This window comes from Nocardia xishanensis NBRC 101358, assembly GCF_001613365.1.
Classification (GTDB): Bacteria; Actinomycetota; Actinomycetes; order Mycobacteriales; family Mycobacteriaceae; genus Nocardia; species Nocardia xishanensis.
The window spans coordinates 137858-150701 of record NZ_BDCF01000001.1 but is presented as its reverse complement, the minus strand read 5'-3'; the positions used below and the strand labels follow the sequence as shown (position 1 = coordinate 150701).

11 protein-coding genes are annotated in these 12844 nt (G+C 68.1%); 8 read left to right on the top strand and 3 right to left on the bottom strand.

Features of this window, described 5'->3' with window-relative positions; all coding sequences use genetic code 11:
- Positions 1–143 precede the first annotated feature (143 nt).
- Entirely contained in the window at positions 144–2258 is a 2115-nt protein-coding gene (locus tag NX1_RS00720; RefSeq protein ID WP_068051999.1) for an acyltransferase family protein, read from the top strand.
- A 28-nt stretch (positions 2259–2286) separates the two neighbouring features.
- On the opposite strand, the gene NX1_RS00715 is transcribed toward NX1_RS00720, so the two are convergent.
- The 3 genes from NX1_RS00715 to NX1_RS00705 form a co-directional block, all read right to left on the bottom strand.
- Positions 2287–2697: an RNHCP domain-containing protein gene (locus NX1_RS00715; protein ID WP_068051997.1), complete on the bottom strand. Its 411-nt coding sequence runs from the start codon at positions 2695–2697 to the stop codon at positions 2287–2289.
- Between the two features lie 11 nt (positions 2698–2708).
- Positions 2709–3092: an RNHCP domain-containing protein gene (locus NX1_RS00710; protein WP_068051994.1), complete on the bottom strand. Its 384-nt coding sequence runs from the start codon at positions 3090–3092 to the stop codon at positions 2709–2711.
- A 311-nt stretch (positions 3093–3403) separates the two neighbouring features.
- Entirely contained in the window at positions 3404–4798 is a 1395-nt protein-coding gene (locus NX1_RS00705) for a serine hydrolase domain-containing protein (protein ID WP_068051991.1), read from the bottom strand.
- A gap of 165 nt (positions 4799–4963) precedes the next feature.
- Here NX1_RS00705 and NX1_RS00700 point away from each other — a divergent pair, with 165 nt between their 5' ends.
- The 7 genes from NX1_RS00700 (at position 4964) to NX1_RS00670 (ending at position 12807) form a co-directional block, all read left to right on the top strand.
- Positions 4964–5338, top strand: coding sequence for a DoxX family protein (locus tag NX1_RS00700; RefSeq protein WP_068051988.1), 375 nt, complete (start codon positions 4964–4966; stop codon positions 5336–5338).
- A gap of 183 nt (positions 5339–5521) precedes the next feature.
- Entirely contained in the window at positions 5522–6541 is a 1020-nt protein-coding gene (locus tag NX1_RS00695) for a GAF domain-containing protein (protein ID WP_068051985.1), read from the top strand.
- A 338-nt stretch (positions 6542–6879) separates the two neighbouring features.
- Positions 6880–7323: a GyrI-like domain-containing protein gene (locus tag NX1_RS00690; protein WP_068051984.1), complete on the top strand. Its 444-nt coding sequence runs from the start codon at positions 6880–6882 to the stop codon at positions 7321–7323.
- Entirely contained in the window at positions 7320–7754 is a 435-nt protein-coding gene (locus tag NX1_RS00685) for an effector binding domain-containing protein (RefSeq protein ID WP_068051981.1), read from the top strand. The genes NX1_RS00690 and NX1_RS00685 overlap by 4 nt, the downstream gene beginning before the upstream one ends.
- A gap of 253 nt (positions 7755–8007) precedes the next feature.
- Complete coding sequence (locus NX1_RS00680) at positions 8008–8778, top strand: hypothetical protein (RefSeq protein ID WP_068051978.1); 771 nt, start codon at positions 8008–8010, stop codon at positions 8776–8778.
- Positions 8775–10922 carry an Rv1355c family protein gene (locus NX1_RS00675; protein ID WP_068051976.1) on the top strand — a complete coding sequence of 716 codons (2148 nt, stop codon included), beginning with the start codon at positions 8775–8777 and terminating at the stop codon, positions 10920–10922. The genes NX1_RS00680 and NX1_RS00675 overlap by 4 nt, the downstream gene beginning before the upstream one ends.
- A 67-nt stretch (positions 10923–10989) precedes the next feature.
- On the top strand, positions 10990–12807 hold the full coding sequence (locus NX1_RS00670; RefSeq protein ID WP_068052811.1) for a putative bifunctional diguanylate cyclase/phosphodiesterase: 1818 nt from the start codon (positions 10990–10992) through the stop codon (positions 12805–12807).
- The last annotated feature ends 37 nt before the right edge of the window (positions 12808–12844 follow it).

Here is a 12844-nt window from a genome sequence, read left to right as displayed (position 1 = left end):
TGTCCGTTTCTTCGGCGGCCATGTCCGGTTGGATTTTGCTTCTCCGCACGTGATAAGAGGGTTGTCATGTCATGTTCACCGTCTGTCCACCGCGCGGACGCCAAGGGGCGCTGCGCGGGTGCCCCGCGTCGGTCGATGGTGCGATGAGGACGCCGGAGGAGGAGTCATCCGTCAGCCGGGGCGCCGGTTCGGTCACCGCCCCCGCGACACCGAAGCGGCGGTTCACGCGAACGCGGAAATACGCCTACCGGCACGACCTCGACGGGCTACGCGGCATCGCGATCGCCCTGGTCGTGGTGTTCCACATCTGGTTCGGCCGGGTCTCGGGCGGCGTGGACGTGTTCCTGGTTCTCTCGGGCTTCTTCTTCACCGGCTCGCTGCTGCGGCGCGCGGAGTCGACCGACACCGTCGCGCTCGCCGCCACGGCGCGACGGCTCGGCAAGCGGCTGTTGCCCGCGCTGGTGCTCGTGCTGGCCGTCGTCGCGGTCGCGACGGTGCTGATCCGCCCGTACACGCAGTGGACGGAGGCGGCCGCGCAAACGCTGGCCTCGCTGCTCTACTACCAGAATTGGTATCTGGCGCTGTCCTGGTCGGATTACCTGGCCGCCGACCCGTCGGTGAGCCCGTTGCAGCACCTGTGGTCGATGTCGGTGCAGGGGCAGTTCTATCTCGTCGCCCTGGCTGGAATCGCGTTGCTGGTGGCTCTCTTTCGCCGGTTCGGCCACGCGTCCGCACTCCGGCCGACGGCGGCGGTCGTGTTCGGCGCGCTCGCGGCGGCCTCGTTCCTCTATGCCACGCGGGGCGTCCAACTGCATCAGGGTTGGAACTACTACGACAGCCTGGCGCGGGCGTGGGAGTTGCTCGCGGGCGCGCTGTTGGCGGTGCTCGCGACTGAACTGGTGATGCCGAGGCTGTTTCGGGTGCTGTTCGGGGTAGCCGGCGCGGTCGTCGTATTGACCTGCGGCTGGCTGACCGACGGCGCCAACCAGTTTCCCGGGCCAACGGCGTTGATTCCGGTTGGCGCGGCTGTGGCCCTCATCCTGTCGGGCGCGGGTCTGCCGACCGCCGAACAGCCGCTGCCGAACCGGCTGCTGGCGGCGGCGCCGATGGTCCGGCTCGGCGAACTCGCCTACGCGCTATACCTGTGGCACTGGCCGATCCTGATCTTCGTGCTCGCCGAGCGCGGCACCCCGACGGCGGGCATCGACGGCGGGCTCGCGGTGCTCGTGATCTCGTTCGCCCTGGCGTATCTGACTCATCGCTTCGTCGAGGAGCCGCTGCGGACCGGCGCGGACACGAGCCGATCCGGTTACGCCCGTCGCGCGGGCCGCATCCTGGTCGCCGTCGGCGCGGTGGTGCTCGCGGTCGCGGTCGGTGCCCAGGTGCTGACCAGAATCCTGCCGCCGAAAGCGGTCGCGTACCTGGATCCGGTGCGCTATCCCGGCGCCGAGGCGCTTGCGGCGGGCGCGGCCGTGCCGCGAGCGAAGATGCGTCCGACGGTCTTCGAGGCGCCCGCCGACGCCGCCTACCCGTCGCGGGACAAGTGCATCGCGGACTGGGACACCCGTGATGTGATCACCTGCACCTACGGCGATGCCCACGCGGAACGCACGATCGCGGTGGTCGGCAGCTCGCACGCCGAGCACTGGGTACCCGCGCTGGACGTGCTCGCCCGCGAACACGGCTTCCGCATCACGGTGTACCTGAAGATGGGCTGTCCGCTCACCGTCGCGGCCGAGCCGATGTACAAGGGCGAGCCGATTCCCGACTGCCGCGACTGGTCGGCGGAGGTGATCGACCGCCTCGGCGTCGACCGGCCGCAATGGGTGTTCACCACGGGTACCCGACCGCGCGATCCCACCGGTGACGAGACCCCCACGGACTACCTGGAGGTTTGGTCCCGCTTGGCCGAGCACGGACTCAATGTGCTCGCCGTCCGCGACACACCGTGGCTGCGCAGGGACGGCATCCGCTACCGCGCCATCGACTGCCTCGCTCAGAACGGCGACGGCACGACCTGCGGCATGCGCCGGGCCGACGCGCTCGACGAGGTGAACCCCGCCGCCGAGCCCGCCGCGTCGTTCCCGAACGTGTACCCGCTCGACCTGACCGATGCCGTGTGTACGCCGGAGGTCTGCCCGGTGATCGAGGGCAACATCCTCGTCTATCACGACGAGCACCACCTCACCGCCAGCTACTCGCGATCGCTGGCTCCCGAGCTCGGTCGCCAGCTGGCGCCGATTCTCGGCTGGTGGTGAGCCGGGGCCGGTCGCCCGGCCCCGGCTGTCACAGCGCCAGCAGCGCGCGCCTGCCCAATCGCGGATCGGCCAACGGCCGCACCGCGATGCGCATCAGGGCGAGCGCGTTGTCGTCGCCCGCGATGCGGTTGGCCTTCAGCGCGCCGCAGGCGGCGCACTGGTGCACGAGCAGCCACTCGCCGTCGTCGCGGGCCGTGAGGCTGAGCGCGGTCATCCGCCCGCCGCACGAGGATGCCCGGTCACCGGGGATCCTGCCGTCGACGTGGCGGCTGGACAGGCAGTGCGGACAGTGATTGCGATGCGCCGTGCCCGGTGCGACAACGGACACCGCCATGCGGCAGCCGACGCAGCGGAAGGCGTCGCCGGTTTCACCGCCCGGCCCGTGCAGTACGTCCTTGCGGCGTTGCGCACGTGCGTTTTTCGACTTTCTTCGCGGCATCTCGCACCTGCCTACATATCGCCGAAGACTTCGAGCGGGAAGGGCGGTTCCGCGAGCGGCCGCACCGCCAGCCGCATCAGGATCAGCTGGTTGTCGTCGCCGCACACCGGGTGCAGCGACAGCTCCTGGCAGCGGGTGCAGCGGTGCACCACCGCCCAAGAACCGTTGCGCTGCACGGCGATCGACAGCGGGGCCATCCTGCCCAGGCAGTCGGAAGCGCCACCTTCGACGTGATCGACGGTGTGCTGCGAGTTCAGGCAACTCGGGCAATGGTTGCGCCGACTGTCGTCCGGCGCGAGCACGGCCACCACGAGTCCGCAGCGCACGCAGGTGAAGGTGCCGGTCCGTAGCGCTGGGCTCGGACCGCGATGGGTCGAGGTGTTGGGGTCGGACACCCGGATTCTCCTTACTCCTTGGCTGTGTGAAGAGCAGCGGGAGCAGGCCGAGTGCGCCTCGAAAAAGGTCAGTGACGGTCGGCTTTATCGGCGCGGTCGGGATTCCGAGCCACGCCTCGAGGCGCCCTCGGCGCGAGCCGGCTCATACATCGTCCTCCTTCTCGGTTTCCTGTTCGGCCGAGTCTCCTTCGGCGCGGAGCGAACTGTAGTACCGCGCCTAGCGGCGCGGCCACCGATTATTCGCGGCACACCGGTCTCTCGAGGTTTCGAGCATCCACGGGCTCGGCGACCACCGTGCGCGCTCACCACGGTCAGCGCGGCGCGTTGCCCAGGGCGGCGACCGCGCCGGAGATCTGCCCGGCGACGTCGAGAATCAGCCGGAACACGTCCTCGGAGACAGGTTTTCCGTTGCACCACAGCACATTGCACTCCGTCGACGCGTACGGTCCGACGCCGAGCAGCAGGGCGGCGACGGTCTGCGGGTCGACGAGTTTGCCGAGGTCCTCCGGGGTGCGCACCAGCGGCTGGTTCGGATCGTGGACGGCGTAGGGATCCTCGTAGGGCAGGGCCGGCCCATCGACGACCGCGGCGCTCGCCCTGCGGAACAGTTCCTTGTTGTCGGGGTTGCTCGTTCCGGTGAGCATCCCGGTCGGGTTGCCCGGCTCGAACCGGGATGGCACGCCGAGGCGGACGATCACCAGGTCGCGGCTCGGTATCACGGTGAGGAACTGGCCGAGCGCGCCCGAGAAGGCGTAGGTGTCGCGCGGCGAGCCGACGAACACCGGATGCGAATACAACTGGGCGACAGGCACGTTCACGCCGCGATAGGTGTCACCGGCATTGAGCCACCATAGGAATCCGTAGCCGCCGTTGGCTTCCGTCGGCGTCGTGGCTCGGCGGATGTAATCCGGATCGATGAGCGACCGGTCTTCCCATCGGCCTTCTTGGAGCAGCAGTCTGCCGATCCTGGCCAGGTCGGCGGGCCGCATCGCGAGTCCGCCGTTGACGGCGGTGTTTCCGCTGCGGTCGCGCAGCCAGATCCAGTTGTCGCGGTCGATGCCCAGCGGGCCCATAACTTCCCGCTGCACGAAGTCCTGGAAGTCCGTGCCGGTGGTGATCTCGATGATCTTCGGCAGCAGCGCGAGGACGTTCTGGGCGTACTGGAAGGTGCTGCCCGGCTCGTGATCGATCGGCGCGGCGAGCGTTTGCAGCACCGAGTCGGTGGCCAAACCGGCGATGTCGGAGGGCCAGCTGAAATGAATGCCGGTGGTCTGGTTGAGCACTTGACGCACCGTGATGCCCACGTGCGCGGCGTCCGCCTGCGGGAAGAACGTGCCGAGCGGGTCGTCGAGACCGAAGTAGCCCATGGTCACCGCGCGCCCGACGGCCACCGACGCGACGCCCTTGCTGCCGCTGGCCAGCGGCATCGGCACGTTGCCGGTTGGCGTGAAATCGCCTACCAGGCAACCGTGCCGGTAGATCTGCACCGCGTGCGATCCGGTCCGCGCGCCCAGCTCGACCGCGTCGGCCACTGCCGCCGGGTCCATCCCGACGTCGGCGGCGTCCCGCCGTTCCGGAGCCTGACCGGCCGCGGGCTCGGCGCAGACCGCCCGGGGTGCGGCCGTGACGGCGGGCGAGAGCAGCGCCGCCGTGACGAGCACGGCGGCGCCGAGTCCGGTCGCCCAGGCGTTGCGACGCAAGAGCATGTGAATTTCCTTCTGCGATGCAGTGTTCCGAATCTGTGGAACTGGCCGGTCTCAGATCGCGACTGTAGCGCAGGAGTGTTCCACGACACAATCGCTGCTGCGAGTACGCTCTGGGAAGCACTTGGCTCCACGTGAAGGATCTTCATTCCAAACGAGGGACGGGCCATGAACATCGCACTGTGGATTGTCGCCGGGTTGCTGGCGGTGGTGTATCTCGCCGCGGGACTGGCCAAGCTCGCGCAACCGTACGAGAAGCTCACCGCGAATCCGAATATGAGCTGGGTCGAGGACTTTTCGCCCGGCGTTGTGCGCATGATCGGGACCGCCGAGGTGCTCGGCGCGGCCGGCCTGATTCTGCCCCGCGCCACCGGTATCGCCGAGGTGCTGACGCCGCTGGCCGCGCTCGGGCTCGCTGTTCTCCAGTGCGGTGCGATGGTGGTGCACTATCGCCGCGGCGAGACCAAGAACCTGCCGATCAACCTGGTGCTCCTGCTCCTCGCGCTCTTCGTCGCCATCGGCCGCTTCCTCGAGTGGGTCTGAGTCCAGCCGCGTGCTCGGCGCGGCGCTGAGACTCGACCGTGCGGCGCGCCGCGCGAAATACCTCGGCCGCTCGGCTGACCGTTAAAGTCGGTGTCCGGGCGATGAGCCGTGGGGATCCGGTCCGTTGGTGAGAGCGAAACAGCTAGGAGTACAGACCACCGAATTACGTGAGGGGGAGGACGTATGTGGTTTCTCGTCGATATGGCGGAGACGGACAAGGTGATTCGGCATGTGCCGAAGGAGGGGATGGCGCGGTCGCGTTCGCTGCATCGGGCGATACGGCCCGCCGGACTGGCGGCGGCGGCCGCGGCGGTGATCGCGCAGGCCGCCGAGAGCGGGCGGCGGTGCGAGCGCACGGTGCTGCTGCGCGGCGAAGCGCATCGGGCACTGGCGATTCCGGTGCCCGGCCCGGACGGCGTGCCGCTCGCCGTGCGGCTGTGGGCGGGCGTGTCGCGCATCGAGCCGCCCGACCCGCCCGCCGTCGACGCGTTCGTGTGGGACAGCCGTCAGTGGATGTTGCGCAATCACGGCGGGGGCGGCGGACCGGTGCTGCCCGAGGGGCATCCGTTGCTGCACGGCGCGTGGTTCCTTTCGCGGGTCATCGAATGCGAGGACCGGGATCGGCTGATGACCGCGGCGCTCGATCCGAAGCCCGGCGTCGCCTGGCGCGGGCCCATGCAGGTGCGCACGCCGGACGATCGCACCGCGCGGGTGTTCGGTTTCCTGCGCTATCACGCCGATGGCGCGCTGCGCGGTCTGTTACTCGAGGTGGCGACCGACCGTGCGCCCGGATTGGTGCCCGCGACTTACCGCGACGACGCGGCCGTCGCGCTGCTCGGCGGCACCACCGCGCTGATCGACGCCGAGACCATGCAGATCATCGAGTGGCTTACCCCGCCGCTCGGCGACATCGCCTGGCGGCACCACCCGGCCTCGCGCGGCATCGATCCGGACGACGATGGGCGTGAATTCACTTTGACCACCACCCATCTCGTGCACCCCGACGACGTGAACGGCTATCTCGGCGCGCTGCGCGAGCTGGCCGAGCGGCGCAGCGAGCGAACCAGGGTGGCGGTGCGGCTGCTGACGTTGCGCCGGGACTGGCAACCCGTCGAGCTGTACGGCGCGAGACTGCCCCGCGGCCTGCCGCGATTCCTGATCTGCCTGATTCGGCCGGTCGGCTCGGATCCCATGCCCGAGTAGGGAAACCGGGCGCGGTCAGGTCGGTCGGCGGCGCGGCGCGCGGCACGGCACTGCCGCGCGCCCCTCGGGGTGGCTCGAGCGTTGCTGTTGATTCGCTGTCTGTTTGTCGCCGCATGGGGTACGGAAGCGTTCCGGTGCGGTGACGCGAGGGAACTCGGTGTCGGATCGCGCTAGGTTCAACCCCGCCTTGCAGGACATCCGTCCAGTTCAGCGCGCACATCCGACCCGGCCGCCGGTAGGACATGTGATCCTTAGCACCCGGATCATGTTGATAGCATGGCGTTTCTAGCCGACCGGATGCGGGCGGACCCCCGGATGCACCTCGAAAGAGTCTTTCCATGCAGTTTGAAATCGTCGAGCGGGATGAGACGTGGGTTGCCGGATTGCCGGTGCGCAGCCCGAAGCGTGCCCTCGGAAAACTGCGTGACCACGACTTGGAGGCGGCGTGGGCGGCCGTGCTGCATCAGGAACTCGGTGGCCCGCTGGCCAGCGCCTACACCGATTACACCGGGGAACTGGGTACGTACAACACCCAGATCGTCGGATATCAGTGCGGATCCTTCGCCGAGGTGACTCGTGGCCATCTCGTCGCCCGCCTGCCGCGCGGCAGTTACGCGAAGTTCTCTTCGGTCGGTAATTTTCCGCAGGTGATGACCGATCTATGGACACAGATCGCTTACGCCGAGGAACACAATCAGATCAAGCGGACCTACACCGGTGATTTCGAGTGTTACCCGCACGCGTACAAGATCGATCTCTACCTGGCGGTCGATCCCCGATGACCTATGCGATCGTCGTCCGCAACGAGGCGCTCTACGGCGGACTGGTGGTGCCGAGGGTGCGGCCGAGCTTCAAGGTCAGTAACAGCGATCTGATCGAGTTCCTGAAGGATCGATTGCGCGATCGCGGCGCCGCGGTCCAGCCCATGTACACCGTCTACGTGCCCGATCCGGCCGGAAACTACAACGCGATGGTGTGCTTCGAGTATCCCGATCCGGCCGATGTGCCGGTCGGCGATTTACTCGTACGGGTACCGAAGGGCGTCTACGCTCGTTTCGAGCCGAACGGTGACTATCACGATCCGGTAGAGGACGTGTGGGCCCAGGTGGACGACGCGACAGCGTCCGCCGAAATCACCCGCGCCTATCGGGAGGAGATCGAGGTGTGGCGCGGGCCCGAGGCGGTCGAGTTGTTCATCTCCATCCTCGTTTGATAGCTACATGTTAACTACGCGTGAACCGACTGGTCTCTATCTTCTAAGTTAGGAATACCTTGCAGCCTTTGACCTGCAAGTATTTCCCGGACCACGATCAGTTTTCGGGATATTAACCAGACGCCTGGTCAATTCCTGCCGGATGACGGATACTGCCCTAGGCAAACTCTCCCGTAGCGCTCGGCGGCGGGAGAGTCTGCCAACCCGGCTCGAAGATCGCGCGCGGGCGCGGTAGCAACGGAGTAGGAACACCATGACTGTCGAAACAGTCGCAGTCGGCGCTGTCGGAGCGTGCGATGCCGAGGTGTTGCGGTTTCGCGACATGCATTCCGGTTATGTCTTCCACGTGGCTCCGCCGGGCGCGCATCCAGATCTGTGGGGACGCTATCTGCGCGGTGCGCTGCGGGTTTACCGGCACTATGAAGTCGAACCGGCATTGGAATACGAGAAAGTCTCCGACGGGCGCTCGACGTCGCTGTTCTTCGCGGCCGTCGATCCCTCGGGTGAGGTCGTCGCCGGTCTGCGAGCCCAGGGCCCGTATCTGCTCGAGGACGAAGTGCACGGGCTCGGCGCCTGGGAAGGGCGCCCCGGCGAGGCCGATCTTCGCGCGATGATCGCCGAGCGAATTCACCAGGGCATCGTCGAGGTCAAGGCGGTCTGGGTGACGCGCGATGGCATCGCGCACCGCGCTCAGCTCGGCGCGGCGATCTCCCGTTGCGTGGTACACGCGGCCTGGCTGCTCGGCGCGCGTTTCGGCTTCGTCACCGCCGCGGCGCACTCCGCCCGCATGTACGAATCCAGCGGCGGCCGGATCGCGGACGACGTGCCCGCCGTGCCGTATCCGGACGATCGCTACCGCACCGTCCCGCTCTGGTGGGACACCCACACGTGCCGGACCGGCGCCACCAAGCTGCAGGGCTCGCTGCTGGCGCTCGAACGCGCGGCGCTCGGCGCCTGGTTCACCAGGGCGCGACGACTGACCACTGTGGGCGATGCCCGGATAGGGGGGCTGGCGCAAGCATGAACGGTGACCCTGGTCCCGGTGCGGACTATCGGCCGCTGATCCTCGACGAGACGGTGCCGGACGAAGCGTCCGTCCTCGCACAACTGCGAAAGTCACCGATGATCCGGATCGTCGACCTGCGCGACGTATTGCGCGCCGAGCTCGGAAAAGTGCACAACCCGCCCGACGACCTGGGCGGACCGGAAACGGACCGCTGGGTCTACTACCCGTGGCGGCGCACGCTGACCGGCTTGCCCGGCGAACGGACCTATCGCGCGATCCGGCTGGATCGCAACCGCAACAAGGTGACTCGCGCCGAACAGCGGCGACTCGCGGGGCTGGCCGTCGGGGTGGTCGGGCAGAGCGTCGGTCACGCCATCGCGCACACCCTCGCCATGGAGGGTTCCTGCGGGCTACTACGGCTGGCCGACTTCGACGACATCGAGCTGTCGAACCTGAACCGGGTCCCGGGCAACGTCTTCGACATCGGCGTCAACAAATCGATCGTGACGGCACGCCGGATCGCCGAGCTCGATCCGTATCTGCCGGTCGAGGTGTACACCGCGGGCGTCGACGAACACACGGTGGACGAGTTCCTGCACGGGTTGTCGATCGTCGTCGAGGAATGCGACTCGCTCGACGTGAAGTTCGCTGTCCGCCAGGGCGCGCGCAGGCACCGGCTGCCGCTGCTGATGGATACCAGCGACCGCGGTCTCTTCGACGTCGAGCGCTACGACCTGGAACCAGAGCGCCCGCCGTTCCACGGCCTGCTCGGCCCGACCACCGCCGCCGATCTGCGCGGGTTGTCCACCAAGGAGAAGGCGCCGCACGTGATGCGGATCCTCGATCCGAAGGAACTGTCGGCGCGGATGGCCGCGAGCCTGGTCGAGATCGACGAGACCGTCACCACCTGGCCGCAACTCGCGGGCGACGTGCAGCTCGGCGCGGCCATCGTCGCCACGGCGGTGCGCCGCATCGGCCTCGGCTACAAGCTCTCCTCGGGGCGCACCAGGATCGATCTGGAGCGCGGGCTCGACGGACTCGCCGAGCCAGAGCCCGAGGAACTGATTTGGGAAGAAGAGCCCGACACCGTCGCGGCGCCGCCCGGGCCCGCCTGGGTGAACGTGCTCGAATGCGCGCAGCGCGCGCCATCGGGCGGCAACACCCAGCCCTGGCAGCTGCGCATGGAACACGACGCGATGCGCATCGATCTCGCGAGCAACCGGTCGTCGGCCCTCGACATCGGCTATCGCGGCAGCGCGGTCGCGATCGGCGCCGCACTGCACAATGCCCGCGCGGCCGCCGCGGCGCACGGCATCCTCGGTGATCACCACCTGATCGAGGACGACACCACCGCGCTCACCGTGCTGCTCGAATTCGGGACGGGATCGGATCCGCTGCTGGCCCGCGACTATCCGGCGGCGCTGATGCGCGACACCAATCGCAAACTCGGCACCGGTGAGCCGCTCGGCGACGCCGTGCTGGCAGGCCTCGCCACGGCCGCCGCTGCCGAGGGCGGCGCGGTGCACGCGATCACCGGCCGCCCCGAGCTGTCCGAAGCGGCCGTGCTGATCGGCGAATCCGACCGCATCCGTCACCTCACCCCGCGCCTGCACCAGGAGATGTACGGCGAACTGCGCTGGCCGGGTGAGGATCTGCGCACCGGCATCGATGTGCGCGGCATGGAGCTGGCTCCAGACGAACAGGCCAAACTGCGGATCGGCGGACGCGCCGATGTGATGGCCAGATTGCACGAGTGGTCCGGCGGCGCCGCGCTCGGCGAGTACAGCCGCGATCGGGTGTTGTCGAGCTCGGCTCTCGTCGCGGTGACGCTGCCCTGCCGACCCGGGCCGTACGGCGCGAGTCTGACCGATTACGCCGTGGCGGGCGCGGCTTTGCAGCGCGTCTGGCTGGAGGCCGGACGACGCGGTCTTGCCGTGCAACCGGTGTCGCCGGTGTTCCTTTACGCGCGGCACCCCGACGAGCTGATCGCGATTTCCCCGGATTTCGCGGATACACTAACGTCACTTCAGGGCCGTTTCCTGGACCTGCTGGGAGTGCCTGGACATGAGATCATGGCATTGGTGCTTCGCCTGAGCTACGCGGCAGCAGCCACGGTCCGCAGCAGGCGGCTTCCAGTGCCGGGTGCGGGCGACCGCAGCTAGCACGATCGGAGACAAGGTGCCTCGGCGAACGCTCGACTCACTGGTGACGCAAGTCGCCGCCGAGTTGATGGGCGTCGACGCCACGACCATGGTGGCGGCGAGCGAACGCGTGCTGTCCAAATTGGTCGAGCATTTCGACGTCGACTTCAGCTACCTGCGCCACACCGACCGCGAACGGCGCGCCACCGTGCTCATCGCGGAGTGGCCGCACCGCGGCGACATCCCCGATCCCGATCCGCTGAAGGTGGTCCAGTTCGAGAACGCCGACTCGGTGTTCCGCGAGCTCGAGTTCGCCACCGAGCCGATCATCGTTCGCCCCGACGTCAAGTCCGCCGACTACCAGGAGACGATCCGGCGCTCCTCGGGCATTCCGCAGGTGGCGATGGCCTGCGTGCCGCTCATCTCGCGCGGCGAATCCACCGGCGTGCTCGGCTTCATCAAACAGGGCGATCGGGATTGGAGCACAAGGGAGCTCAACGTCCTCAAGGCGATCGCCGCCTTGTTCGCCCAGGTGCAGGCGCGCGTGGTGGCCGAGGAGCGGCTGCGCTACATCGCGCTGCACGACGATCTGACGGGTCTGGCGAACCGGCGCGCGCTGCTCGAGCACATGGAGGACCGATTACGCCCCGGCAATCCGGGCCCGGTCGCCGCGTTCTTCCTCGACCTGGACCGGTTGAAGGCGCTCAACGACTTTCTCGGACACACCGCGGGCGACAACTTCATTCGCACGCTCTCCTCGCGTCTGCGCGAGAATCTGGACGCCAACGACATGATCGCCCGCCTCGGCGGCGACGAATTCGTCATCGTGCCCGCCAAACCCATGGACGCGGTCACCGCCGAGCTGGAGGCGACCAGGATCCAGCAGCTCATCGGCCGTCGCGTCACGGTCGGCGGCGAATCGGTGAGCCGCGGCGCGAGCGTCGGTGTGGCGGTTGGCATCCCGGGCGAGACCACCGTGGCCGACGTGCTGCGCCGCGCCGATCACGCGCTGCTTTCGGCCAAATCGGGCGGCGGCAACGGCGTGGCGGTGTTCACCGACGCCATGCGCGCCCAGTTCGAGCTGCAGGACGACGTCGAGCTGAATCTGCGCGGCGCGGTCTCCGACGGCTCGCTGCTGCTGCACTATCAGCCCGAGGTGGATCTGCGCACCGGACGGATCGTCGCGCTGGAGGCGCTGGTGCGCTGGATGCATCCGACCAGGGGACTGCTGCCGCCCGGCGCGTTCGTCACCGTCGCCGAGGCGACGAATCTGGCGGGCGAGCTCGGCCGGTGGGTCATCCGCTCGGCGTGCGCGCAGTTCGCCGAATGGCGTCGCAGGGGTTTGGCGGCAAACGTGGTGATGCGCATCAACGTGTCGCCGGTGCAACTGGTGAGCCTGGATTTCGTGGAGCGGATCGAGGACATCCTGCGGCTGTTCGGCATCGACGGAAGTTCGGTCTGCCTGGAGATCACCGAACACGTAGTCGTCCAGGATCTGGCCCGCACCCAGGTGACGTTGCGCGGGCTGAAGCGGATGGGCGTGCAGATCGCCATCGATGATTTCGGCACGGGCTACAGCTCGCTCTCGCACCTGAAGGCGTTGCCGGTCGACGCGGTGAAGATAGACCGCGGTTTCGTGCAGCGGCTCGGCGCGAGCACCGACGACCTGGCCATCGTGAAATCCATCATCGGCCTGGCCGGTTCGTTCGGGCTCGGCGTTGTCGGCGAGGGTGTGGAGACCGCGGTGGCGGCTCGCACGCTGGTAGGCCTCGGTTGCTACCGGGCACAGGGTTTTCTGATCGCAAGGCCGATGCCATCGGACCAGGTGGAATCGCATCTGGCGCTCGGCCGGATTCCGCTGGACCTGGACCTACCCAGGGCCGCGCGCGGCGTGGCGAAGCACTGACCGTTTCCCCGGTTCTTTCACTGCTGTTCACCGCGCG

Bases quoted from the DNA above. Each gene is read 5' to 3' on its own strand.
- NX1_RS00720 (WP_068051999.1), top strand. From the start codon at position 144: ATGAGGACGCCGGAGGAGGAGTCATCCGTCAGCCGGGGCGCCGGTTCG.
- NX1_RS00715 (WP_068051997.1), bottom strand. From the start codon at position 2,697: ATGCCGCGAAGAAAGTCGAAAAACGCACGTGCGCAACGCCGCAAGGAC.
- NX1_RS00705 (WP_068051991.1), bottom strand. From the start codon at position 4,798: ATGCTCTTGCGTCGCAACGCCTGGGCGACCGGACTCGGCGCCGCCGTG.
- NX1_RS00700 (WP_068051988.1), top strand. From the start codon at position 4,964: ATGAACATCGCACTGTGGATTGTCGCCGGGTTGCTGGCGGTGGTGTAT.
- NX1_RS00695 (WP_068051985.1), top strand. From the start codon at position 5,522: ATGTGGTTTCTCGTCGATATGGCGGAGACGGACAAGGTGATTCGGCAT.
- NX1_RS00690 (WP_068051984.1), top strand. From the start codon at position 6,880: ATGCAGTTTGAAATCGTCGAGCGGGATGAGACGTGGGTTGCCGGATTG.
- NX1_RS00685 (WP_068051981.1), top strand. From the start codon at position 7,320: ATGACCTATGCGATCGTCGTCCGCAACGAGGCGCTCTACGGCGGACTG.
- NX1_RS00680 (WP_068051978.1), top strand. From the start codon at position 8,008: ATGACTGTCGAAACAGTCGCAGTCGGCGCTGTCGGAGCGTGCGATGCC.
- NX1_RS00675 (WP_068051976.1), top strand. From the start codon at position 8,775: ATGAACGGTGACCCTGGTCCCGGTGCGGACTATCGGCCGCTGATCCTC.
- NX1_RS00670 (WP_068052811.1), top strand. From the start codon at position 10,990: ATGGGCGTCGACGCCACGACCATGGTGGCGGCGAGCGAACGCGTGCTG.